This is a genomic window from Saccharothrix sp. AJ9571 (assembly GCF_021725495.1).
In the GTDB taxonomy this organism is placed as follows: Bacteria; Actinomycetota; Actinomycetes; order Mycobacteriales; family Pseudonocardiaceae; genus Amycolatopsis; species Amycolatopsis magusensis.
This window is the reverse complement of sequence record NZ_CP091382.1, coordinates 7663117-7688192: the sequence shown is the minus strand read 5'-3', so window position 1 is coordinate 7688192 and position 25076 is coordinate 7663117. Positions and strand designations below refer to the sequence as shown.

The following is a 25076-nucleotide window of genomic DNA, read 5'->3' as shown; positions in this document are numbered from 1 at the left end:
CGCCCGTGGGTCCTGGCCGGTGCCGCGCACCGGCCAGGACGCCGCACCAGGACGGGGAAGAGCGATGGAACACGCCTTGTCGGTGGGGCAGGAGGCGCTGTGGTTCATCAACCGCATGGCGCCGGACAGCTCCGCCTACAACGTGGTCTTCACCCTCCGGACGCACAACCGGCTGGACGTGCCCGCGCTCGCCCGTGCGGTCCAGCTGACCGCGCACCGGCACGACGTCCTGCGCTCGACCTTCACCGAGATCGACGGGATGCCGCGGCGGGTGGTCAGCGACGGCGGCCTGCTCGGCCTGGAAGTGCGGGACGTCGGCGAGGTCGGCGAAGACGTGCTGGCCACGCTGGTGCGGGCCGAGGTCACCCGGCCGTTCCGGCTGCCCGTGGGCGCCCCCGCCCGGCTGGTGCTGCTGCGCCGCGCTCCCGACGACGCGCTGCTGGTGTTCGTCAGCCACCACATCGCACTGGACGGCCCGTCGCAGGTGCTGGTGCTCCAGGACCTGCTCGACGCCTACCAGGCGATGCGCGAAGGCGGAAGCCCCGAGTGGGCGCCGGTCAAAGCCACCTACGACGACTTCGTGACCGCGGAGCGGCGGCTGCTCGACTCGCCCCGCGCCGCCGAACTGGCGGCGTACTGGCGTGCGCTGTGCGAGGACGCCCCGACCGTGCTCGACCTGCCCACGGACCGGCCCCGGCCGGGGCACCAGCGGCTGCGCGGCGCGACGCACGTGTTCCAGATGCCCGAGGACATCGTCGCCGGGCTGGTGCCCGCGTCCCGCGCGAACCGCACCACGCCCGCGCGCTACCTGATCGGGCTGTTCCAGGCGCTGCTGCACCGCTACTCCGGCCAGCGCGACTTCCTCATCGGCTGCGCGGCCACCTCCACCATGGGCCTCAACCGCCTGGGCGTGGCCGGCTACTTCGTGAACTCGATCCCGTTGCGCACCCGCTGCGGGCCGGGTTCGACGTTCCGCGAGGTGGTCGCCGAGACCAGCGGGCAGCTGCGTGAGGGCATGGACCGGGTGGACTACCCGTCCGCCCTGCTGCCCCAGGCGCTCGGCCTGCCCCGCGCGTCCGGCACCTCGGGGCTGTTCCAGGCGCTGGCCACCACGGTCACCGTCGGCAGGCAGGCGCCGTTGTTCGCGCTGGCCGCCGGTGGCCACGGCACCACGGCCGACTACGCCGGGCTCCGGCTCTCCGGCTTCGACGTGCCGCAGCAGGAGGGCCAGTTCGACGTGACGCTGGAACTGGTCCGCGACCGCGCCTCCATCCGGTGCGCGCTCAAGTACGACACCGATCTGTTCGACCCCGGCACGATCGCGCGGCTGGCCGAGCACTACCGCCTGCTGATCCGGGCGGCGCGCGACGACCCCGGACGCCCGGTGGCCGGCGTGCCGCTGCTCGACGACGGCGAGCGCGCCAGGCTCCTCGCCTTCGCCACCGGCCAACCCCACCTCACCGCCGCTTCCTACGGAGGAACACGATGACTCACCCCGGCGACAACGGCCCCCGCTACCGGGTCGTGGTGAACAGCGAAGAGCAGTACTCCCTGTGGCCCGTGCGGCGTGAGCTGCCCGCCGGCTGGCGCGCCGAGGGCACCGAGGGGTCCCGCGAAGAGTGCCTGGCCCGGATCGGCGAGGTGTGGCAGGACCTGCGGCCGCTGAGCGTGCGCACAGCCGGGGCGTCGCGATGACCGCCACGCTGCTGCACGACGCGTTCGCCCTGCAGGTCGCCCGCACACCGGGCGCGGTCGCCGCGATCGACGGCTGGGACAGCGTTTCCTACGCCGAGCTGGACCGCCGCGCCGGGCACGTGGCGGCGGCGCTGCGCGAGCGGGGGTGCGCGCCGGGCGAGGCCGTCGGTGTGCGGCTGCGCCGGGGGATCGACCTGGTGGTCGCGCTGGTGGCGGTGTGGCGGGCGGGTGGCGCATACGTGCCGCTGGACCCGGACCACCCCGAGGACCGCATCGCCGGGATCGTCGAGGAGACCGGCTGCCGCATCGTGCTGACCGACGAGTCGGTGGCCGAGCTGATCGCCGCCGGGGGTGAGGCGCCCGCGCTGCCGCGGCTCGCGACCGCCCCGGACAGCCCGGCCTACGTCATCTACACCTCGGGTTCCACCGGGCGGCCGAAGGGCGTGGTGGTCACCCACGGCGGCATCGCCAACCGGGTGCACTGGACCGTGCGGACCCACGGCCTGTCCGCCGGGGACCGCGTGCTGCAGAAGACCTCGCTCTCCTTCGACGCGGCGGGCTGGGAGATCTTCGCGCCGCTGGTCAGCGGCGGCACCGTGGTGCTGGCCCCGGCCGGTGCCGAGCGCGACCCGGTGACCATGATCGAAACGGTCATCCGCGACGAGGTGACCGTGCTGCAGGTGGTGCCCTCGGTGCTGCGGCTGCTGGTCGCGCAGGACCGGCTGGCCGACTGCACTTCGCTGCGGCTGTTGTTCTCCGCGGGGGAGGCGTTGCAGGCCGAGCTGTGCCAGCAGGTCTGGGCCAAGGTCGACGTCGAATTGTGGAACACCTACGGCCCCACCGAATGCGCCATCGACGCCACCGCCTACCGCTGCGAGCGCGAGCAGAAGACCGGCCCGGTGCCGATCGGCGCGCCGATCAGCGGTGACCACGTGGTGGTGCTGGACGAGCACGGTGAACTCACCCCGATCGGCCTGGCCGGGGAGCTGTACCTCGGCGGTGCCGGGGTCGGCCTCGGGTACGCCGGTCAGCCGGAGCTGACCGCCGAGCGGTTCGTGCCCGACCCCCTCGGCGCGCCCGGCGCGCGGCTGTACCGCACCGGCGACCGGGCTCGCTGGCACTCCGACGGCATGCTCGAGTACCTCGGCCGCCTCGACGACCAGGTCAAGGTCAACGGCGTGCGGATCGAGCCCGGCGAGGTCGAAGCCGCGTTGCGCGCCCACCCCGCGGTGCGTGGTGGCGCGGTGCTCGCGGTCCCCGCCGCCAGTGGCGGTGGCGAACTGCGCCTGGCGGCGTTCGTGGTGGGCGACATCGAGCCCGCGGCGCTGCGCACCTTCCTGCGCGGACGGCTGCCCGAGCACCTGGTGCCCACGCTGGTGGTCCCGGTGGCCGAGCTGCCGCTGACCACGAGCGGCAAGGTGGACCGGACCGCGCTGCGTGCCATGGAACTCACCGAGCAGCCGGGGCGGCCCGGCTACCAGGAGCCCGCCACACCCGCCGAGCGGGTGGTGGCCGAAGCCTGGGCGGAACTGCTCGAGGTCGACCGCGTCGGCGCCGACGACGACTTCTTCCAGCTGGGCGGGCATTCCCTGCTGATCACGCGGCTGGCCGAATGGCTGCGCGCGAAGACCGGCAGGCGCATCGAGGTCCGCCACCTGTTCGCCGCTTCCACCGTTCGCGCCCAGGCCGCCCTTCTGTCCACAAAGGACGTCGAAGCGGCGCCGGAGCCGGTGGTGCGCCCGGACGGCAGGCTGCCGCTGTCCTTCGGCCAGCGACGGCTGTGGTTCCTCGAGCAACTGCGCCGGGGCCACCAGGAATACGTGGTGCCGCTGTTCCTGCGCGTGCCCGCCGGTACCGGCCGCGAAGTGGTCGGGCGGGCGCTGAACGCCCTCGCCGAACGCCACGAGGTGCTGCGCACCCGGTACGTGGTGCACGACAACGAGCCATGGCAGGTGATCGACCCGCCCGCCGAGGTCGAACTGCGGGTCGTCCAGGGTGCGCCGTCCAAGCACGAGCTGTTCCGCGCGGAGCTGTCGCGCGGGTTCGACCTGGCCGAGGGCCCGATCTGGCGTGCGCTGCTGCTCGACCGGCCCGGCCTCGACGGCCTGCTGCTGCTCACCGCACACCACATCGCGGTGGACGGCCGTTCGCTGGTGGTGCTGGCCGAGGAGTTCGAGCGGCTGTGCGCCGGGGAGACCGACCTGCCCGCGCCCGCGCTGCAGTACGCCGACCACGCCATTCGCCAGCGGCGCGCGCTGACCGGGACGCTGCTGGAGGAACAACTGGCGTACTGGCGGGCCGCGCTGGACGGCGTGCACCCGATCGAGCTGCCGGTGGACCGCCCGCGTGCCGCCGAGCGCGATTCCCATGGCGCGGCACTGGACTTCACCCTGCCGCCGGGGATCGCCGGTTCGCTGCTGGAGCAGGGACGGCAGGCGGGCGCGACCCCGTTCATGTCGCTGCTGACCGTGTTCACCGTGCTGCTCGCCCGCTACAGCCGTGACTGGGACGTGGTGGTCGGCACGCCGGTGGCCGGGCGGACCGCGCCCGAGGCCGAAACCGCGGTCGGCTTCTTCCTGAACTCCTTGGCGCTGCGGGCGAACCTGACCCCGGAGCTGAGCTTCACCGAGGCGCTGGGCCGGGTGCGGGAGGCCTGCGTGGGTGCCTTCGGGCACGCCGACCTGCCCTTCGAGCGGCTGGTCGAGGAGATCCAGCCCGGCCGCGATCTCGCCAGGACGCCGGTCTACCAGGTGATCTTCGACCTGCACGACGCGGACCTGGCCGAGGCCAACACCAACGTCGTCGGCTCGGACGTCATGCGGTCCATCTGGCGCACCGCGAAAACGGACCTGACGCTGATCATGCGCACCCACGCCGACGGCAGGCTCGACGGCATCCTGGAGTACGCGACCGCGTTGTTCGACCAGGCCACCATCGAGCGGCTCGGCGCGAACTTCGTCCGGCTGGCCGAATCGCTGACCACCGCGCCGGACGAGCCGATCGGCACCGCCGGACTGGTCGCCGCGCCGGAGCGGGAACTGCTGCTGAAGACGTGGAACGACACCACGGCCGAGCAGCCGTCGCGGCCGGTGCACCTGGCGATCGCCGAGCAGGCCGCGCGCACGCCGGAAGCGGTGGCGCTGGTGCACGACGGCGGAACCGTCACCTACGGCGAACTGGAAAGCGAAGCCAACCGGTTCGCGCACCTGCTGCGCTCGCGCGGGGTCACCGCGGAATCCGTGGTGGGCGTGCTGCTCGACCGCGGGCCGGACCTGGTGGCCGCGCTGCTCGGGGTGTGGAAGGCGGGCGGTGCCTACGTTCCGCTCGACCCGTCGTTCCCACCGGACCGCGTGCGGCACATGCTCGCCGACTCCGGTGCCGAGCTGCTGGTTTCGGATTCGGAACTGGCCGAGCACGCCGCCGGCTTCGGGGGCGGACGGCTGCTGGCCGACGTCGATCGCGAAGAACTGGCGAGCCAGCGCGCCGACGCGCCGGAAGAACCGGACGGCGACGGGCTCGACCGGCTGGCCTACCTCATCTACACCTCCGGCTCGACCGGCACGCCCAAGGGTGTCGCGGTGGCCCACCGCGGGCTGGCGAACTACCTGGACTGGACGGTCGGGGCGTATGCCGCGCACGGCACCGGCGGCGCGCCGCTGTTCACCTCGATCGCCTACGACCTCGGCCTGCCGAACCTGTACACCCCGCTGCTCACCGGGCAGCCGGTGCACCTGTTCCCGCAGGACTTCGACCTGACCAAACTCGGCCCGGCACTGGCCGACGCGGGCCCGTTCAGCTTCATCAAGCTGGCGCCCGCGCAACTGGAACTGGTACTCGGCCAGCTCGCCGACGCCGGGCCGGTGCCGCTCGCGGAACTGGTCAGCGCCGCGGGCGACTGGGTCCCGGCCACGCTCGCCGAACGCTGGCGCGCGGTGACCGGCCGTCCGGACGCGCGGTTCGCCGCCGAGTACGGCCCGACCGAGATCACCGTGGGCAACTCGGCGCTGTTCCCCGAAGCCGGTGCGCGCTCGACCGAGTTCCTGTCCATCGGGCACCCGATCCCGAACACCACCATGTACGTGCTCGACGAGAACCTGGACCCGGTCCCGATCGGGGTGGTCGGCGAAATCTACGTCGGCGGCATCGGCGTGGCCAGGGGTTACGTCGGCAAGCCCGAGCTGACCGCGGAGAAGTTCCGTACCGATCCGCACGGTCGGCCCGGCGGGCGGCTGTACCGCACCGGTGACCTGGGCCGGGTGCTGCCCGGCGGAGCCGTGGAGTTCCGCGGCCGCGCCGACAACCAGGTGAAGGTGCGCGGGTACCGGGTCGAACTCGGCGCGGTGGAAGCCGCCCTGCTGGCCCACCCCGATGTGCGCGAAGCCGTGGTCGTCCTCAAAGGACAGAAGCTGGTGGCCTACCACGTCGGCCGTGCCACCGAGCCGGCCGCGTTCCTGGCGCAGACCCTGCCACGGCATGAGATCCCCAGCCTGTTCGTGCCGATGGAGTCGCTGCCGCTGAACGCCAACGGCAAGGTCGACCGCCGCGCCCTGCCGGAACCGGACGCCGAAGCCGAGGGCGAGCAGGCCGGGCAGGCACCGCGCACGGTGGTGGAACGCCGGATCGCTGCCATCTGGGCGCGGGTGCTCGACCGGCGGATCGGCGTGCACGACAACTTCTTCGACCTCGGCGGGCATTCGATGTCGGCCGCCACGGTGGTGTCCATGCTCCGGCAGGAGTTCGACGTGGAGGTCGGCATGCGCACGCTGTTCGACGCGCCGACCGTGGCCGGGCTTGCCGAAGCCGTGACGGAGCTGATCAGGGCCGAGATCGACGGACTCAGCGCGGCCGAGGTGCTCGCGCGCAGCGAGGAGGGTCAGCGATGACCATGCAGGAGACCGAGCTCTACCGCGAGGAACTGGTGCGCCGCCGGATGGCGGGCAGCGCCGCGGGCAACCGGCTCTCGATCGGCCGCGCCGACCGCAGCACCCCGCTGCGGTTGTCGTTCGGGCAGCGGCAGCAGTGGTTCCTCAACCGGCTCGACCCGGGCAGCCCGGAATACCTGGTGCCGCTGGCGCTGCGGTTGCGCGGCCCGCTGGACACCGGCGCGCTGAAGCGGGTGTGGGCCGAACTCGTCGCCCGGCACGAGATCCTGCGCACGCGGTACGAGCTGGCCGGTGACGAACCCGCCCAGCTCGTCGACCCGCCCGCCGCTCCACGGTGGACGGACATCGAGGTGCCGGACGAGGCCGCCGCGCTGGCCGCCGCCGAGCAGGAGGCGCTGCGCCCGTTCGACCTGGAGCGCGAGCACCCGCTGCGGCTGACCCTGCTGCGCATCGGGGCGGCGGATCACCTGCTGCTGGCGGTGTTCCACCACATCGCCTCGGACGAGGTGTCGCAGGAGGTGCTGCTGAACGAACTCGGCGCGCTGTACGTGGCGTTCTCCTCGGGCAGGCCGTCACCGCTGCCCCCGCCCGCGGTGCAGTACGCCGACTACGCGGCCTGGCAACGGGACTTCCTCTCGGACCAGGCCATGGAGCAGCACCTGTGGTACTGGCGCGACCAGCTCGCCGACCTGCCGCGCCTGGAACTGCCGACCGACCACCCGCGGCCGCCGGTGCGCGGCTGGCGGGGCGCGAGCGTGCCGCTGGTCGTCCCGGCGGGCACGGCCGACCGGCTGCGTGAGCTGGCCAGGGCGGGTGACGCGACGCCGTTCATGGTGCTGCTGACCGCTTTCCAGTGCCTGCTGGCCCGCTACACCGGCCAGGACGACGTCACCGTCGGCACCGTGGTCTCCGGCCGCAACCATCCCGAGCTGGAGGGCCTGCTCGGCTACGTGATGAACAGCCTGGCCTTGCGCATGCGCATCGCCGGTGAGCCGTCCTTCGAGGACATGCTGGCCCGCAACCGGGTCACCGTGCTGGAGGCGCTGGACCGCCAGGCCGTGCCGTTCAGCAGGCTGGTCGACGAACTGCAGCCCGAGCGGGACATGTCGATCACCCCGCTGTTCCAGATCGCCTTCACCCTGCACGCGCTGCCGGTGCTCGGCGGTGAGCTGGCAGGCGTCCGGGCCGAGTACGTGGACCTGGAGTGGCAGGTGGCCAAGTTCGACCTGGCGCTGCGGCTGGCCGAGCTGCCCGACGGCTCGATCGGCGGCCACGTCGAGTACGCCACCGACCTGTTCGACGAGGCGACCGCGCGACGGCTGGCCGAGCACTACTCACGCCTGCTGGAGAGCATCGCGGCGGACCCGCGCACCGGCGTGCACGAGCTGGACGTGCTGCCTTCGGACGAACGCTCACTGCTGGTGCGCCAGGCCGGGCGGGCCGAACCCGACTCCGTTTCTCGCTGCCTGCACGAGGTGTTCGCCGAGCAGGCCGCCCGCACCCCGAACGCGGTAGCGGTCACCTGCGACGACGCCGAGCTGAGCTACACCGAACTGGACCGCTGGTCGAACCGGCTCGCCCACCACCTGCGTGACCTCGGCGCGGCCCCGGAAACCCTCGTCGGTGTCTGCCTGGACCGCGGGGTCGACCTGGTGCCCACGCTGCTGGGCGTGACCAAGTCGGGCGCGGGTTACCTGCCGCTCGACCCGGCCTACCCGGCCGATCGCCTGCGGTTCATGCTCGAAGACGCCGCCGCGCCGCTGGTGGTCACCACCGCGGCACACCTGGACCTGGTGCGGGAAGTCCACACGGGACGGATCGTGGTGCTGGACGGCGAGGGCGCCACGGCGCTCGACGCCGCTCCGGACACCACGCCGGAACCGTCGAGCGGCCCGGAAAACCTCGCCTACGTCATCTACACCTCCGGCTCGACCGGGAAACCGAAGGGCGTCTGCGTCACCCACGCCAACGTGCACGGCCTGCTCACCGCGGCCCAGCTGCACTACGGTTTCGGCGCCGACGACAGCTGGTCGATGTTCCACTCCTACGCCTTCGACGTGTCGGTGTGGGAGATGTGGGGCGCGCTGCTGCACGGCGGGAAGCTGGTGGTGGTGCCGTTCACCGTGTCGCGGTCGCCGGAGGAGTTCCTCGACCTGCTGGTGCGGGAGCGGGTCACCGTGCTGTCGCAGACGCCGTCGGCGTTCCGCGCGCTGATCGCCGCCGCCGAGGCGGACGACCCCCGGCTGGCGGACCTCGCGCTGAGCGCGGTGGTGTTCGCGGGGGAGAAGCTGGAGCAGCGCGAACTCGCGCCGTGGGTCAAGCGCTTCGGGCTGAGCCGTCCCGCGCTGATCAACATGTACGGCATCACCGAAACCTGCGTGCACTCGACCTTCTACGCGCTGACCGAAGCGGACCTGGAGCCGGGCGCGGGCAATCCGGTCGGCTACCCGCTCGACGGCGAGCGGATCCACCTGCTCGACCGGCACGGCAACCTGGTGCCCACCGGTATGGCCGGTGAGATGCACGTCGGCGGGCACGGGGTGGCGCGGGGTTACCTCGGCAGGCCGGAGCTGACCGCCGAGCGGTTCGTGCCGGACCCGTTCGGTGCCCCCGGCGATCGCCTCTACCGCAGTGGCGACCTGGCCCGCCGCCTGCCCGACGGCAGCCTGGAGTTCCTCGGCCGCATCGACCACCAGGTCAAGCTGCGTGGCTTCCGGATCGAACTCGGGGAGATCGCCGCCGCGCTGGGCGAGCACCCGGCCGTGCGTGACGCGGTCGTCGTGCTGCGTGAGGACACCCCGGGCGACAAGCGGCTGGTGGCCTACCTCGTCGCGGACGAGGCCGAGGCGCCGGACCCCGGCGAGTTGCGTGCGCTGGTGGCGAAGTCGCTGCCGGACTACATGATCCCGGCCGCCTACGTGGTGCTCGACCGGATTCCCCTGACCACCAACGGGAAACTCGACCGCCGGGCGCTGCCCCAGCCGGACGCGGGCTCGGTGCGCGCGGCCGGTGAGGTGACGCCGCCGCGGACGGTGACCGAGGCGCGGATGGCCTCGATCTGGCGGGACACCCTGGACACCGGCACGCTCGGCGTGCACGACGGGTTCTTCGAGGTCGGCGGTGACTCGATCCGCGCGGTGGCGCTGGTCGGCGCGCTGCGCTCGGCCGGATTCGACGTCTCGGTGCGGGACATCTTCGAGTACCGCACGGTCGCCCAGCTGGCCGCCTACTGCGACGAGCGCTCCGCGCCGGCGCCGATCGACACCCCGGTCGAGCCGTTCGAGCTGATCTCGGCGGAGGACCGGGCGCTGGTGGGGCCGGGGATCTCCGACGCCTACCCGATGTCCCAGGTGCAGACCGGCATGCTGGTGGAGATGCTGGCCGGTGGCTCGGACAACATCTACCACAACATCAGCTCGTTCCAGGTCAAGGACGAGCAGCCGTTCGACTTCGACGCCCTGCGTGACGCGGCTTCGCTGGTGGTCGAGCGGCACGAGATCCTGCGGACTTCGCTGCACGCCAACGAGTTCTCGGTGCCGATGCAGCTCGTGCACACCGACGCGGCGCTTTCGGTCGGCATGCGTGATCTCCGTGGCCAGGAGGCACAGGCGCAGCAGATCGCGCTGCGGAAGTTCACCGCGGCCGAGCGCGCCGCCCTGTTCGACCTGGCGCGGCCGCCGCTGATCCGGGTGTTCGCGCACGTGGTCGAACAGGGCTGGTGGATCTCCATCACCGAATGCCACGCCGTGCTGGAGGGCTGGAGCTTCCACTCGCTGCTGATGGAGATCCTGACCGCCTACGGCAAGCTGCGCGACGGCCGCAACCCGGAACTGGCCGCGCTGCCCGAGGTGCGCTACGCCGACTTCATCGCCGCGGAACTGGCCTCGCTCGACTCGGCCGAAGACCGCGGGTACTGGCGGGAACTCGTGGCCCGCCAGCCGAAACTGGAGCTGCCGCAGGCGTGGCGGGACCCGGAACCTGGCGTGCCGTACCGGATCGACCTGCCCTGCGCGGATCTGGTGGACGGCCTGCGCGGGCTGGCCACCTCGCTGGGCGTGTCCATCAAGGCGGTCTGGCACGCGGCCTACCTCAAGGTGATGAGCATGCTCACCGACCAGGAGGCGTTCAGCACCGGCCTGGTCTGCGACACCCGGCCCGAACTGCTCGGCGCCGACCGCGTGTTCGGCATGTACCTCAACACCGTGCCGTTCCCGTACGACCGTTCGGCCGGGACCTGGCGTGAGCTGATCCAGGCGGCTTATGCCGGTCAGGTGGAGCTGTGGCCGCACCGCCGTTTCCCGCTGCCGGAGATGCACCGCGACGCGGGTGCGGCCGGCTCGGCGGACCGGCTGATCGAGACCTTCTTCATCTACCTGGACTTCCACGTGATGGACCTGGGCCTGGTCGACGGGGAGACGGTGATCGACGACAGCCCGAACGAGTTCGGGCTGACCATGGGCGTGATGGGCGACCGGCTGATGCTGCACGCCCGGACCGACGTGGTGCGCCGCGCCGACGGCGACCGGCTCGTCGCCATGTTCCGCGCGGTGCTGGAGGCGATGGTCGCCGACCCGGGTGCCGACGCGCGGGAGACCTGCCTGCCCGCCGGCGAGCGCGAACTGGTGCTCAACGCCTGGAACCACACGGAAAAGCCGCTCGACAGCGAAGGCGTCGTGGAGCGGGTGCGGGCGGTGGCCGAGCGGCAGCCGGACGCCGTGGCGGTGAGCGACGACCGGGAAACCCTGACCTACGAACAACTCGTCGGCCGGGCGAGCGCGATCTCCGGGCAGCTCACCGGTGCCGGGCCGGGCAGCCTGGTCGCCGTGCTGGCCGATCCCGGCGCGCGGTTCGTCACCGCTGTGCTCGGCGTGCTGGGGGCCGGCGCGGCGTACATCCCGCTGGACACCGCCGCCCCCGAAGCTCGCACCGAACGGCTGCTGACCGACAGCGGCGCGCGATTCGTGCTGGTGACGCCGGAACACGCCGGGCACGCGGAACGGGCGGCGGCGAAGACCGGCGCGCGGATCGTCCTGCTCGGCGACGAGGAGCACCAGGAACTGCTGCCGCCGCGCGGCGGCGAGCACGATCTCGCGTACGTGCTCTACACCTCCGGCTCGACCGGTGCGCCCAAGGGCGCGATGGTGCACCGCCGCGGCATGGTCAACCACCTGCTCTCCAAGGTCGAGGACCTGACGCTGACCGGCACGGATTCGGTGGTGCAGAACGCGCCGCTGACCTTCGACGTGTCGATCTGGCAGATGCTGGCCGCGCTGCTGGCCGGGGGCCGGGTGCGGGTGGTCACCCCCGCCTGCGCCGCCGATCCCGCCGCGTTGTTCGGCACGGTCGAGGCCGAGGGGATCAGCGTGCTGGAGGTGGTGCCCTCGCTGCTGCGGGCGGCACTGGACGACTGGGATTCCGGCGCCCCGGTGCCGCCGCTGGGCGCGCTGCGCTGGCTGGTGGTGACCGGTGAGGCGCTGCCACCGGAGCTGTGCACCCGCTGGTTCGCCCGGTTCCGGAGTATCCCGGTGGTCAACGCCTACGGTCCCACCGAGTGCTCGGACGACGTCACGCACGCCGTGCTGACCGAGCCCCTGCCCGAGGGCGCCGCGCTGGTGCCGATCGGCCGGGCGATCCGGAACACCCGGCTGTACGTGCTCGACGGCAACCGCCGTCCGGCGCCGATCGGCGTGCCCGGTGAGCTGTACGTCGGCGGCGAGGGCGTCGGGCACGGCTACCTCGGCGACCCCGAGCGGACCGCGCAGGCGTTCGTGCCGGATCCGTTCACCGGCGAGGGCCTGCTCTACCGGACCGGTGACCGCGTGCGCTACCGGCCCGACGGGCAACTGGAGTTCATCGGCCGCCGCGACAACCAGGTCAAGATCCGCGGGCAGCGGGTGGAACTCGGCGAGGTCGAAGCCGCGCTGCGGGCGGTGCCCGGGGTGCGGGACGCGGCGGCGAAGGCCGCGGGCGGACGGCTCATCGGCTACCTGGTCGGCGAGGCCGACCGGGAGGCCGTGCGCGCCGAACTCGCCAAGACCGTGCCGGAGCACCTGGTGCCCTCGGCGCTGCTCGTGCTCGACGCGCTTCCGTTGACCCCCAACGGGAAGGTCGACCGCAAGGCGCTGCCGGACCCGGACCGCTCGCACCTGGCGGAGGAACCCGCGGTGGCCCCGCGGAACGCGACCGAGCGGCGGATCGCCGAGGTCTGGGGTTCGGTGCTCGGCGTGGCCGGGATCGGCGTGACCGACGATTTCTTCGCCGTGGGCGGGGATTCGATCCGCACGCTGACCGTGGTCGCCGGCCTGCGCTCGGCCGGGTTCACCGTCTCGGTGCGCGATGTGTTCGAAACCCGCACCATCGAGGCGCTGGCCGCGCGGCTGGAATCCTCGGCGGGGGACAGCGGGCGGGCACTGGCCTGGCTGCGCACCAGGGACACCAGCCCGCCGCTGTACTGCGTGCACCCGCAGGGCGGCAGCGCGCACTGGTTCCTGCCGCTCGCCGACCGGATGGGCCGTTCGGTGGCCGCCTTCGAGGCGCCGGACGGGGTGGGGGAGGAGCCGGTCGACCTGACCGCGCTCGCCACCCGCTACCTGGGCGAGCTGCAACCCGAAGGCCGGTTCGCGCTGCTGGGCTGGTCCTCGGGGGCGACGCTGGCGTGGGAGATGGCGCGCCAGCTGGCGGATGCCCGTACCCCGGCGTCCGCGTTGATCCTGATCGACCCGATCGGCGACCCGGCGGTCTCCCCCGAGGTGGTCACCAGCGACGTGCTCACCGACCGGCTCGCCGAACTGTGCGCGCAGCCGGACCTGGAGCCCTCCGGGGAGGTCCAGTCGCTGCTGCGGCTGGCCGGTCTGTCCGCCGACACCGCGGATCTGGAAGCCATGCGCCGCCAGGTCCACCGGGCACGGGCGCTGACCGAGGCGATGTACACCTACCGCTACCCGGCCGCCGGCACGCCGATCCGGCTGGTGATCACCGACGAGTGCGCCGAGGAACGTCACGGCGTGGTCCGCGGGCTGTCCTACCCCGAATACCTGAACCACTGGCGCGAACTGGCCGGTGGCGGGCTGACCGTGCACCGGATGGCCGGTGAGCACGAGGAGGCCCTGCGGCCGCGGCGGGCCGGGGAACTGGCCGCGCTGATCCAGACGCTGATGTCCGATGGAGGGACCCGATGACCGAGTTGATCGCCACCCCGGCCAAGCTCGCCAGGAACCTGCTGTCCCTCAACGACCTCGTCGAAGAGGACCTGGAGTACCTGGTGCGCCGCGGCGCCGCCCACGCCGCCGGGGTGAAACCGGGTGCCCCGCTCGACGGCGCCGTCGTGGGCGTCTACTTCGAGAAGACCTCGACCCGCACGCGCACCGCGTTCTCCAGCGGCGCGCTGCGGCTGGGCGCCCGGCTGCTCACCTACGGACCGGGCGACCTGCAGACCAACACCGGTGAGACGCTCGCCGACACCGGCCGCGTGCTCGCTTCGATGCTGGACCTGCTCGTCGCGCGGACCACGCTGCCCGCCGAGTCGCTGGGGCAGCTGGCCGGGCACGGCATGCCGGTGATCAACGCGATGAACGTCGAGGAGCACCCGACCCAGGGGCTCGCCGACCTGACCACGCTGTTCTGCCACTTCGGCCGGATCAGCGGCCTGCGTGTGCTCTACGTCGGCGAGGGCAACAACAGCGCGGCCGCGCTGGCGCTCGGGCTGACCCGGTACCCCGGCACCGTGCTCGAACTGCGCACGCCACCGGGATACGGCCTGGCGAAGCCGATCGCGGACACCGCGGCCGAGCAGGCGGCCCGCTACGGCTCGTCGATCGTCGAACGGCACGACATGGACGTGCTGCCCGGCGGGTTCGACGCCATCTACACCACGCGGTGGCAGACCACCGGCACGACCAAGGCCGACGAGAGCTGGCGCGAGACCTTCGCGCCGTTCGCCGTGCACGCCGGGTTCTGGGACGCCAATCCGCACGCGGTGTTCCTCCACGACCTGCCCGCCCACCGCGGCGAGGAGGTGACCGCCGAGGTGCTGGACGGCCCGATGAGCCTGGCCTTCCGCCAGGCGCAGCACAAGCTGCACAGCGCGATGGCGGTGCTGGAGTGGTGCGGCGGCGCCGACGTCGAAACCCCCGCCCGATGACCGCCACCGTTCCCGACCGGGGACTGCGCGGCAACCGGGACTTCCTGCTGCTGTGGTCCGGCGCCGGGCTGTCCTTCCTCGGCTCGCGGCTGAGCGCCTTCGCCTATCCGCTGATCGTGTTGTGGGCCACCGGATCCGCGGCCTCGGCCGGGCTGGTCGCCTTCGCCGCGCAGTTGCCCTACCTGCTGGTGCAGTTGCCCGCCGGGGTCGCGGTGGACCGCTTCGACCGCCGGAAGCTGATGATCATCTGCGACCTGGCGCGGCTGGTCGCGGTCGGCAGCATCCCGGTGGCGATGATCTTCGTCGGACTGAACCTGTGGCACCTGGCGGTGGTGGCCTTCGTCGAAGGCGCGTTCACCGTGGTGTACCGGATCGCCGAGCGGGCGGCGCTGCCCAGCGTGGTCCCGGAACAGCACCTGACCACGGCGATGTCGCGCAACGAAGCCAGGGAACAGGCGGCCGGGCTGCTCGGCCAGCCCGGCGCCGGCGTGCTCACCGCGGTGACGCAGTGGTTCCCGTTCCTGGCCACCGCCGTGCTGCACGCCTTCTCGCTCGGCACGGTGCTGATGATCAAGAAGCCGCTGCAGGCCGACGCGGGACCGGCGGAACCGCAGAAGCCGCTGGCGGCGTTGATGGAAGGGCTGCGGTGGATGGCCGGGCACCGCTTCGCACGGGCCGCGGCCGGGCTCATCGCGGTCAGCAACCTGTTGTTCCAGGTGCTGATGCTCAGCGTGCTGGTGATCGTCCGCGAGGACGGCGGTTCGCAGACCGTGGCCGCGGTGGTGTCGGCGGTCAGCGGGGTCGGCGGGGTGCTCGGCGCGCTCGGGGCCACCTTCTGGATCCGCCGGATCTCCTTGCCCGCACTGGTGATCGGCGCGAACGCGCTGTGGGCGCTGCTGGTGCCGACCACGCTGCTGGCCGCGAGCAACCCGGTGGCGCTCGGCGCGGTGTACGGCGTGATGTCCTACATCGGCGCGGTGTGGACCGTGGCGGTGGGCGCCTACCTGGTGCGCATCGTGCCGGACCACCTGCGTGGCCGGGTGACCAGTGTGGCCACGCTGCTGGCCTACGGGCCGCTCGCCTTCGGTTCGCTGCTCGGCGGGTTCGCCCTGTCCACGCTCGGGGTCACCGGTTCCGTGCTGACCGTCGCCGGGGTGATGGCGGCGCTGACCGTGCTCGCCGCGGCCAGTCCGGGAGTTCGTTCTCTCTCGCGGTAGTGGAAACGACGCAGCGAACGACGTGACAAAACAGCGTCATAAAACACTGTCACCAAATGGGGCTCTCGCGACGGCGGTCGTCGCGAGAGCCCCATTTCGGCGTTTCGCGGAGGCCTTTTCCGCGTTTCGCGGATCAAGGAAGGCGATGGTGGGGTTGTCCCCACCCGGCTTCCGGGGGTGCCCCGGGCTGACCCCCGCACCGCTTTCCACCAGCATCAATGGGGTACGAGCGACCGGAAACGCGGAAACGGAGCACCGGATGGCCCCGGAATTGTTCGATCTTCCCGCCGCCTCACTGATCCTGCTGCTCGGCTTCGCCGCCGTGCTGCTGGCGGGGGCGACACCCCGCCAGTTGTGGGCGCCGACGGCCGCCGCGGCCGGCGCTTCTCTGGTGCTCTCGCAGGTGGCGCACACCGGTGCGGCGACTGGCCTGGTGCTCTTCCTCATCGGCGGGGCGATTGGACTGGACCAGGCGCTTTCCATGCTGCGCCAGGATCGCCGCCGGTTGCGGAAACTGGCTTCGCGGCCCCACGCCCGGCATCTGCTGGCGAACCGCCAGATGACCACCACCGGTCAGCCCGTGCGGCTCGCCGGTGCCGCGGTGATCGTTTCCACCGCGACGCTGCACCTGGCCGTGCACCACGTGGTGACCGCGGTTCCGGCCGGTTCGCCCACGATTCCGGTGCTCGCGGTGGTAGCCTGCCTGCCGGTGCTACCCGCGGTGTTCGCCAAGGTCCGGGTCGCCGTGGTCGAGCGGGTTCCGTCGCTGCGGGCCCGGCCGGGCACCCGGGTGCTCTCCGTGCCGCACGACCCGCGGGCCGGAATGCTCCTTTCGGTGGTTGTCCTGCTCGCCACGGTCTTCGCCGTCGCAGCAATGTGAATCGATTTCACGCAAGTCGGAAATTCTAGCTGTTCTCTTGGTTTCCGTGTGCCCCGCGCGCCTGCGTATTCGGTAATGTCGTTTGCGTTACCGGATGTTGGTTTGTGTTGGTTGACGGAGGCCTGTCGTGGCGACTCGCGGTACCGGTACTGCGGCCCAGCTGCCCGAGCTGACCGGACGCGCGGCCGAACTCGGCTTCCTCACCGCCGCCGCCCGCGACCCGCTCGGCCCCTCGCTGGTGCTGCTGCGCGGAGGCGCGGGCACCGGGAAGACCAGCCTGCTCGACGCCGTCCACCGGGCGCTGGCCGCCGAAGGCACCGTGCTGCAGGCCGTCGCGAGGGAGACCGGAGAGGCGTACGACCTCGTCCGTGACCTGGTCGAGCCGCTCGACGACAAAGAACTCAAGGCGCTGAGCGAGCCGATGACCGACCGGTTCACCCTGCTGAGCGACCTGATGTGCCCGGTGATGCGGGCGTACAGCCGGGGCCCGCTGGTGGTCCTGGTCGACGAGGCCGCCGCGGCGGACGAGGATTCCTTGCAGTGGCTGGACTTCATCCTGCGCCGGTCCGCCGGGCGCCCGCTGCTGGTGGTGCTGGCGCTGCAGGCTGGGGACACCGGGCCGGTCACCGGACTGGCGGCCGAGCACGAGACGGTGACCCTGCGACTGGAGCCGCTGCCGGAAACGGACGTGCGGCGAGCCGTGGTGCGGGCGCTCGGTGCGGTGCCGGACGGCGGTTTCGCCGGGGCGTGCGCACGGCTGTCCGCCGGGAACCCCCGGTTGCTGCGCCGCCTGCTGGACGAACTGGCCGCGCGCGGTGTCCGGCCGGACGCCGCCGCGGTGCCGCGGGTGGTCGCGGCCGGGGAGCGGCTGCTCGCCAGCGTGGCACGCGAGTACCTGGACCAGCGGCCACCGGAGGTCGCCGCGGTCTTCCGGGCGCTGACCGTGCTGAGCGAGGCAGGCGCCCCCGAGCCCGCGGCACTGCCGGTCCTCTGCGCGCTGCCGGGCCCGCTGGTCGCCGGCGCGCTGGAACTCCTGCGCCAGGACGGGCACCTGCGGCCGGAGTCGGCGGCGGTGGCCCACCCCGAATTCGGCCGCGCCGCGCTCGCCCAGGTGCCCGACGGCGTGGTGGTCCGGCTCCGCCGGCACGCCGCGGCGGTGCTGACCGATCAGGGCGTGCCCGCGGCGAAGGTCGCGCACCTGCTGATGGCCCTGCCCGAGCTGCCGGAGCCGTGGACGCACCGCGTGCTGTGCCAGGCGGCCGCCGCGGTGCGGGCGGTGGACCCGGACGCGGCGGTGCGGTACCTGTCCCGGGTGCTGGACTGGGCGCCGGACGACGCGGAAACGGTGGTGCGCCTGGCCGAAACCGTGGTCGGCACCGATCCGGCGGCGGCGATGGCCTTCCTCGGCCGGGCCCTCGACCGCATCTCCGACGTCCGCGTCCGTGCCCGGCTCGCGCACCTGTTCGGCGCGGCCGCGCTCGCCGCCCGCCGGGCCCCCGAGGCCTTCGACGTGCTGGACCGCATGCTCACCGAGTTCGACGCGAAACGCGGCGGGTGGGCCGACGAGGGCGATGACGAGTTACGCGGCCGGATCCAGGTCGCGCTGACCACCGTGGGGCTGAGCGAAGAGGCCACCACCGCCGACGTGCTGGCCCGGCTACCGGAACCGGGACGGGTCGGCGGCAGCTCCCACGGCAGCCGCGTACAGGGCGGGCTCGCCGCCTACACCACCATGCTCGGCGGCCGGGACGCCGCCGCGGTCGCCGCCCAGGCCCGCCGCGCCCTCGTGCAGGGCCTGCCTTCGCGTTACCCGCCGCCGATCATCGCCGCGGCGACCGCGCTGACCTACGCCGGTGAACCGGGCGAGGCGCTGAGCGCGCTGAACCGCCTGCTCAAGACCGCGGGCGGACCGGTGAGCCGGACAGCGCTGGCGGCACGGGCCACCGTGCTGGAGGGCCTCGGCGAACTCCCGGACGCCGCCGCGGACGCCCAGTCCGCCATGCACGGCGCCGCCGAACTGGAGGGCATGGTCGCCGAGGCGGTGGTGCCCTCGGTGCGGCTGGCCTCGGTGCTGGTCAAGATGGGGCAGCCGGATCGGGCGGAGGCGCTGCTGGTCCGCACGCGCTGGCCGCACTTCGGCTGGATGTACCCGCAGGCCGTGCTGGTCTCGGCCGAGGTGCTCCGGCTGCGCGGCGACCACGCGAGCGCGCTGGCCATCCTCTTCGACTGCGGGAACCGCCTGGCCGAGGCCGGGGTGCGCAATCCGGTCTTCGTGCCGTGGTGGCTGGAGGCCGCCTGCCTGCTCGCCGAGCTGGGCAGGCAGGACGAGGCCGCCGGGCTGGCCGAGTACGGCGAGCAGACCGCGCGTGACTGGCAGACCGACGAGAGCGCCGGGCTGGCGTTGCTGGCGGCCGGGGTGGCCGCGCGGGGACGCCGTTCGCTGGACGTGCTGGCCGAAGCGGCCGACCGCCTCGCCGCCGCGCCCGCGCCACTGAGCCAGGCCAGGGCCGAGTTCCTGTTCGGCCGCGCGCTGCTGGCCGCCGACGACACCAAGGGCGCCCGGGCGCACCTGCGCCGCGCCATCGACGTGGCCACCCAGTCCGGGTACCTCGCGCTGGGCTCGGTCGCCAGGGAACTGCTGGTCTCGGCGGGCGGCCGGATGCACACGCTCCTCGACGCGCGGCGCCTCGGCGCGCTCAGCGGCAGCGAGTTGCGCGTGGCCGAGCTGGCGGCGGCGGGGGAGAGCAACCGCGAGATCGCCGACCGCCTCTTCGTCTCCCTGCGCACGGTGGAGACCCACCTGTCGAGCGTGTACCGGAAGCTGCGGATCGGACTGCGGGACGAACTCCCCGCCGCGTTGCGGGCGAGGTCCGAGGGGCTGGGCGCGTGAGCCGAGCCCCCGCGGGTGCGGTACCCGGGCTCGTGCCCCGGGAGTTGCCGCTGGTCGATCGGGAGGCCGAACTCGAGGTGCTGACCTCGGCGGTGACCGGGCTGGCCGCGGGCCGGTCGGCGTACGTGCAGGTCAGCGGCCCGCCGGGCGTGGGGCGCACCGCGTTGCTGCGCCAGGCGATGGCGGCTGCCGCCGGTGAGGACGTGCGCGTGCTGCACGCGGCCGGGGTCCCGCACGCGCCGGGTGATCCGGGCGCGGGCAACGACGTGGTCGGCGCCTTCGCCTCGGGCCTGCCCGCCGCGTTCGCCGGCGGGACGCCGACCTCGGTGGCCGCGCTCTGCGAGGACTTCGTGGCCGCCGCCAGGCAGTGCCCGCTGATGCTGGTGCTCGACGACGCGCAGTGGATGGACGACCGGTCGTGGTTCTGGCTGCGGGCCATGCTGCGCCGGTTGAACTGGGGTCCGCTGCTGGTCGTGGTCGCGGTCAACGAACTCGGCATGCCCGCCGAATCGCTCGCCGAATTCGGGGCCGAGGCGACCGTGCACGAGGCCCCGCGGCACGTGCTGCGGCTCGGCCTGCTGAGCACCGAAGGGATCCGGCGCCTGCTCGCACTGGGCCGGGAGCACCCGGCCGACCTCGACACCGCGGCGGAGGTGCGGCTGGTGACCCGCGGCGTGCCGTCGGTGGTGCGGGCCGCCCTGCACGCGGGCTCACCCGACCTCACCACCGGCGCGGTCGAGGCCAGGGGCGACTGGGTGGGCCGGGTGATGCGGGTGCTCGCGCCCGAACCGGCCGCGCTGGCCAGGACCGCGGCGGTCTGCGGGGACGATTTCGACTGGCAGCTGGTCTGCGCGGTGTCCGGCCTGCCGCCCGCGGTCGCGGCCAGGGCGGCCGGGCTGCTGCGGCGGCTCGGTCTCGCCGACGACGGCGGGCCCGCGAACCCGGTCCGGTTCACCGAACCGGTGGTCGTCGAACGGGTGCTGGCCGGGATGCCGACCGAAGAGCGGGCCGAGCTGTTCCGCCGGGTGCTCGCGCTGGGCCTCCGGGCTGGGGCCGAACCCGCGTTCCTGGCCAGGGTCGCGCTCAGCGCGCCCGCCGGTTCTCCCGGGGTCGAACGGCTGCTTCACGGCGAAGCCCGGCGGCTGAACGCCCGGCGCGCCCACGAGGACGCGGCCCGGCTGCTGGAACGCGCGTTGCGGGAGCCCGCGTCGGAGGCGGAGAAGGCGCGGCTGATGGTCGAACTGGCCGGGGTCGAATCGGTCACCGCGCCGGAGGCGAGCGATCGGCGGCTCGTGCGGGTCCTGCTCGGCGGCAGCCAGGTGCCGCCGGAAGTGCGCCTGCGCGCGGCGGACATGCTGGTCTCGCAGGGCCGCCCGGCTGTGGCCCGCCGCACGCTCACCGCCGCGGCCAGGATGAAGAGCATCTCCGAGGACGAGCGCGGCATGCTGGCCGCGATGTGCCGGCTCGCCGAAGAGACCATCCCGGAACTCGACGACTACACCTTCGGCACGGCGCCGGCGCCCCGCGAACCGCCGGGCACCCCGGCGAGCGCGGGCGTGGCGGCCTGGTTGCTCGCGGTCCGCGGCCAGGACCGGGACCAGGCGCTGACGCTGGCCAGGACCGCGCTCGACGTGCCCGGCCGGTCGGACCACCCGGTCAGCCCCAGACTGCTCGCCTGCGCGGTGCTGATGCTGGGTGGCGCGCCGGAGGAGGCGGAGAGGAGCCTCGACGCGCTGCTGGTCGAAGCCCGCCGCCGCGGGATGCGGGCGGCGGCGGTGTGGGCCATGCTCACCCGCGGCTCGGTGGCGCTGGTGCGGGAGCGCTGGGACGAAGCCGCCCAGTACTTCGACTGGATGGCGCAGGAACTGCCCGAACCGGGCTGGCACCCGATGGTGGCCGGGCACGCCAGGGCGCTGACGGTGACCCTGCACCTGCAGCGCGGCCGTCCCGATGAGGCCCGCCGGTGCGTGGACGAGCCGCTGCCGCCGGGGGTGGAGCACAGCATGGGTGGCGCGCAGGCGCTGTTCGCCTCCGGGCTGGTGCGCCTGGCCGACGGCGCTCCGGCGGACGCGCTCGAACTGTTCCTGGAGAGCGGGCGCCGGATGCTCGCCAGGCAGTGGGTGAACCCGGTGCTGCTGTCCTGGCGGGTGCTCGCCGGGATCGCGCAGCAGGCCTGTGGCCGTCCGGAGGAGGCGAAGAGGCTGGTGCTCGAGGAGCGCTCGCTGGCGGAGAGGTGGGGCGAACCCGGTTATGTGGCCCGGGTGAAGGGGTTGGGCGAAATCGTGCTGAGTCCGTCATGACCGGGTCGACCGCCGTGCGGCGCCCGCCGTTGCTCGAACGCGAAGGCGAACTGGCCGTCGCCGAGGCGGCCGCCCGCGGCGCCAGGGACGGCACGGGGTCGGTGCTGCTGGTCAGCGGGCCGCCGGGGGCGGGCAAGTCGGCGCTGCTGCGGGCCCTGCCCCCGCTCGCCCGGCGTGAGGGGATGACCGTGCTGCGGGCGGGCGGCGCCCGGCTGGAACGCGATTTCACCTGCGGGGTGATCGGCCAGTTGCTCAACCCGGTGCTGTTCGGCGCGGCCGAACCGGTCCGCGACAGCTGGCTGACCGGGCCCGCCGCCAGGATCAGCACCCGGCACGGGGACGGCGTGCCCGCCAACGGCCTGATCCGGCGGGACATCCCGCACCGCCAGCTGCTCGCCGGGCTCGACGCGCTGCTGGCCAACATCTCCGCCGATCGCGGTCCGCTGCTGGTGCTCGCCGACGACGTGCACTACGCCGACGAGCCGTCTTTGCGGTGGCTGGCGCACCTGGCGCAGCGCGTGCAGCACCTGCCGGTCCTGCTGGTGTGCTCGGTCCGCGACGGTGACGTGCTGGCCGACGAGCCGCTGGTCCGCCAGCTCGCCGAGGCCGCCACCACCACCGTGCGGCCGCGCCTGCTCTCCGCCGCCGCGGTGCTCGGCCTGGTCAACTGGCGGAGCGGGACCGAGGCCGACGAGGAGTTCTCGGCCGCCTGCCTCGAGGTCACCGGCGGCAACCCGATGTTCCTGACCGCCGTGCTCGACGACCTGGCCGTCGAGGAGATCGCGCCGGTCGCGGCGAACCGCGCCCGGGTGCACGCGGCCCGGCCGGTCCGGTTGCGCGACTGGCTGCTGACCTGCCTGCGCACGCAGCCCAAGCCGGTGTGGGAGGTGGCCAAGGCGATCACCGTGCTCGGCGAGCACGCCGATCTCGACCTCATCGGGCGCCTGACCGGACTCGACGAGGTGGCCTGCGAGCTGGCTTCCCGCACGCTCACCCGGTTCGGCCTGCTGGAGGCGGGGACTCCGCGATTCGCGCACGCGCTGGTCCGGGACGCGCTTGACGAGTCGATGACCGTCGAGGACCGTGAACGCGCGCACGTGCGGGCGGCCGAGGAGCTGCACCTGGGCGGCCGTCCGGCGGAGCAGGTGGCCGAACGCCTGCTCGGCGTGCTGTCGGTGCGGTTGCCCTGGGCCGCCGAAGCCCTGCGCAGCGCCGCCGACGCGGCGGTGCGGCGGGGTGCGCCGGACGACGCCGTCCGGTACCTGCGCCGGTTGCTGCTGGACGACACCCTGGACGACAACGACCGCGCGGCGGCTTACGTCGCGCTGGCGACCGCCGAGGTCGGGGCCGACCGCGCCGCCTCGGTCCGGCACGTGGCACAGGCCACCGCCCTGCTGAGTTCGCCACAGGACCGCGCCGCCGCGCTGGTCCGGCTCTCCCCGGCGCTCTTCGCGGACGCGCCGCCGTATGTGCGTGACCAGCTGGATGAGGTGGTCTCGCAGCTGGGCGCACCCGGTGAGCTGAGCGGCGGTGACCGCGAACTCGCGCTGCACCTGGAGGCCAGGGCACGTCACGTCGGTTCGGCGGACCCCGCCGAACTGATGGCCTCGGCGTGGCGGCTGCGCGGTTTCGGCCCGGACCCGGCGGTGGCCACCCCCGCCGAGCGTGAGCTGCTGACCGTCCTGTTGTTCGCCACCACCAAGGTCGCCGGTTCGACCGCCGCCGAGGTGGGCGGGCTCGGCGCCCGCATCCTGCGCCGGGAACCCGCCACGCCCGCGCACGTGCACGGCGTGCTCCCGCTGCTGGTGGACACCCTGTGCGCCGCTGATTCGGTGGGCGAGCTGGCGCCCTGGCTGGACAGCGCGTTCGAGCAGTGCCTGGACAACGGCACCACCACCGAACGCGACCTGATCGACGCGGAGCGGGCGCTGGTCGCGCTCAACCGGGGCAGGCTGGGCGAGGCGGGCGAGATCGCCCACCGGATGCTGGCCGGCCCGCCGCCGGACTGGGCGCGCACCGGCACGACGATGCTGGTGCCGCTGTCCCTGACCGCGGTGACCACCCGTGACGGCGAACTGATCCGGCGGCTGCTCGCCGACCCGCCGGAAGAGGGCACGAACGTGCTGGTCAGCGCCGTTCTCGGGCTGCTGCGCGGCACCGCTGCCGCGCTCCACGGCGATCGTGAGTCGGCACTGGCGTTCACCATGGACATCGGCTGGCAGCTCGAGCGCGCCGGGTGGCGCAATCCGGGCCTGTTCTCGTGGCGGCTGTTCGCGGCCACGCTGCAGAAACGCCTCGGCGACACCGCGGCGGCGCGGGAGCTGGCCGAGCAGGAGCGGTTGCGGGCGCACGAGTGGGGGGCCGCGGCCGCGATCGGCCGGGCCACCAGGGTGGCCGGGGACCTGACCCCGGGCGCGGCCGGGCTGGCGTTGCTGCGCGACGCCGTGGACGTGCTGGAGACCTCGGCCAACCGCTCGGAGCTGGCCAGGTCGCTGGTCCGGCTGGGGCAGCGGCTGCGGGAGACCGAACCGGACGAGGCCGGGGAGCACCTGAACAGGGCGCGCGAGGTCGCGGCGGACTGCGGGGATCCGGTGGCCGAACGCTGGGCCCGCCGGGTGGGGGAACGCCGGGCCGGCGCGGGCACCCTGACCAGGGCCGAACGGCGGGTGGTGGAGCTGGCCGCGGACGGGGCCACCAACCAGGAGATCGCCCGGTCGCTGGAGGTCAGCGTGCGGGCGGTGGAGAAGCACCTGACGAACTCCTACCGCAAGCTGGGGGTGCGGCGGCGCACCGAGCTGGCCGGTGCCCTGCGCGCCCGCAACTGGTAGGACGGGATTTCACCAACCGTACCCCGGCGGTGTGGTCTGCCCACCGCTCGGGCGGTCAGTGGTACGGCACCACGAGATTAGCCCCGCTTCGACCCGGGTGTGTGGGTTTGGGTTGACTTGGCCACGGACCGTTCCTAGCCTCGGAAATGTAACCGAAACATGCCGCCGTGCCGCGGCGACGGGACTTTCCCAGGCAAGGGGCGGTCGATGCTTTCGTATTCTTCCCAGCAGTGGCAGAGATTC

Annotated in this window: 10 protein-coding genes; all 10 read left to right on the top strand. The window is 73.3% G+C overall.

Annotated elements, in window-relative coordinates; translation table 11 throughout:
• Positions 1-64 precede the first annotated feature (64 nt).
• Positions 65-1489, top strand: coding sequence for a condensation domain-containing protein (locus tag L3Q67_RS34640; protein ID WP_499185622.1), 1425 nt, complete (start codon positions 65-67; stop codon positions 1487-1489).
• Positions 1486-1695 carry an MbtH family protein gene (locus L3Q67_RS34635; RefSeq protein WP_209667247.1) on the top strand — a complete coding sequence of 70 codons (210 nt, stop codon included), beginning with the start codon at positions 1486-1488 and terminating at the stop codon, positions 1693-1695. Before L3Q67_RS34640 ends, L3Q67_RS34635 begins: the two co-directional genes overlap by 4 nt.
• Positions 1692-6578 (top strand): non-ribosomal peptide synthetase, encoded by a 4887-nt coding sequence (locus L3Q67_RS34630; protein ID WP_499185621.1) that lies wholly within the window; start codon positions 1692-1694, stop codon positions 6576-6578. Before L3Q67_RS34635 ends, L3Q67_RS34630 begins: the two co-directional genes overlap by 4 nt.
• On the top strand, positions 6575-13756 hold the full coding sequence (locus tag L3Q67_RS34625) for a non-ribosomal peptide synthetase (RefSeq protein ID WP_499185620.1): 7182 nt from the start codon (positions 6575-6577) through the stop codon (positions 13754-13756). Before L3Q67_RS34630 ends, L3Q67_RS34625 begins: the two co-directional genes overlap by 4 nt.
• Positions 13753-14718 carry an ornithine carbamoyltransferase gene (locus L3Q67_RS34620; protein WP_499185619.1) on the top strand — a complete coding sequence of 322 codons (966 nt, stop codon included), beginning with the start codon at positions 13753-13755 and terminating at the stop codon, positions 14716-14718. The genes L3Q67_RS34625 and L3Q67_RS34620 overlap by 4 nt, the downstream gene beginning before the upstream one ends.
• A complete protein-coding gene (locus tag L3Q67_RS34615; protein ID WP_499185618.1) occupies positions 14715-15935 on the top strand; it encodes an MFS transporter in 1221 nt (406 codons plus the stop codon). The genes L3Q67_RS34620 and L3Q67_RS34615 overlap by 4 nt, the downstream gene beginning before the upstream one ends.
• Positions 15936-16194: 259 nt before the next feature.
• Positions 16195-16815, top strand: a complete 621-nt coding sequence (locus tag L3Q67_RS34610) for an MMPL family transporter (RefSeq protein ID WP_499185617.1) — start codon at positions 16195-16197, stop codon at positions 16813-16815.
• A gap of 127 nt (positions 16816-16942) precedes the next feature.
• Positions 16943-19705 (top strand): LuxR family transcriptional regulator, encoded by a 2763-nt coding sequence (locus L3Q67_RS34605; protein WP_499185616.1) that lies wholly within the window; start codon positions 16943-16945, stop codon positions 19703-19705.
• Positions 19702-22005 (top strand): ATP-binding protein, encoded by a 2304-nt coding sequence (locus L3Q67_RS34600; RefSeq protein ID WP_499185615.1) that lies wholly within the window; start codon positions 19702-19704, stop codon positions 22003-22005. Before L3Q67_RS34605 ends, L3Q67_RS34600 begins: the two co-directional genes overlap by 4 nt.
• Positions 22002-24833, top strand: coding sequence for an ATP-binding protein (locus tag L3Q67_RS34595; RefSeq protein WP_499185614.1), 2832 nt, complete (start codon positions 22002-22004; stop codon positions 24831-24833). Before L3Q67_RS34600 ends, L3Q67_RS34595 begins: the two co-directional genes overlap by 4 nt.
• The last annotated feature ends 243 nt before the right edge of the window (positions 24834-25076 follow it).